Below are 810 nucleotides of genomic sequence, written 5' to 3'. Positions count from 1 at the left end.
TTCCGTTTGGCCTGTTCAACCCGCTTGGACTTCGTCGAGGCCGAGGCTGCCGTTCGGGTCTCTTCTTCCTCCACCAACTGCCCATTTCTCCGCCAAATCCCGTCGATTCGGGCTGCCATCGCCCTCAGAAACGCCCGAAGCCCTTGGTCTTTCCAGCTGCGGCGGGATTTCACCCGATGCGCAAACCGGCTCATCACGCTCTCGGCGTGGCCCATCGGACGCATGCCGGTCGTCTCCACCCCTTGCTCCGACAGCCACTCCCGATAGTCCCGGATGCATCCCGGCATCGACTCGATCCGCCGGATCATGGCAGCCATCTGCTTCTCTTTCGCTTCGTCCTCCAACGTGCCGACCGCGCTGTTCAGCTCCACCAGAAGCCCCTCTTCGTCTTGTTTCGCCAGCTTCTTCCGCACCTCCCGCCAACGCGGATGGCCGGACAGACACTGACGCAGCTCCCGCGCCACATGAAATCGATCCAGCTGAAAGCAGGCTCGCTTTCCAAAATACTCCCGGCAGGCTGTGATCCACGACGCCGCGTCGCCGTTGATGAGCAAAAGGTCCCGGCACGGGTCATAGGCATATTCGTTCATCAGCCACTCTTCAAACCGTTCCCACACGTCTCCCGCCCCTTCATGGAGGTAGTGGCGCCGGTTCACGAGCTCGAGCTGCGAACCGTTTCGTTTCCATCCCTCGTGAACCGCCAGGATTTTCTCTTCTTTCGCCCGTTTCCCTTTCCCCTGGCGGGAAATGAACAGCCCATCCGCCTCCACAAACAGCACTCGGCCGTGCCGTTGGGAAACAGGGTGGTGC

Annotated in this window: 1 pseudogene; it reads right to left on the bottom strand. The window is 61.1% G+C overall.

Annotation, left to right across the window (positions count from 1 at the left end):
- Positions 1-810 (bottom strand): annotated as a pseudogene (locus LH47_RS14750) (ISLre2-like element ISGsp3 family transposase); the annotation flags it as partial.

This window comes from Anoxybacillus thermarum (assembly GCF_000836725.1).
In the GTDB taxonomy this organism is placed as follows: Bacteria; Bacillota; Bacilli; order Bacillales; family Anoxybacillaceae; genus Anoxybacillus; species Anoxybacillus thermarum.
The sequence above is the reverse complement of the archived record's forward strand: the minus strand, read 5'-3'. Positions and strand labels throughout refer to the sequence as shown.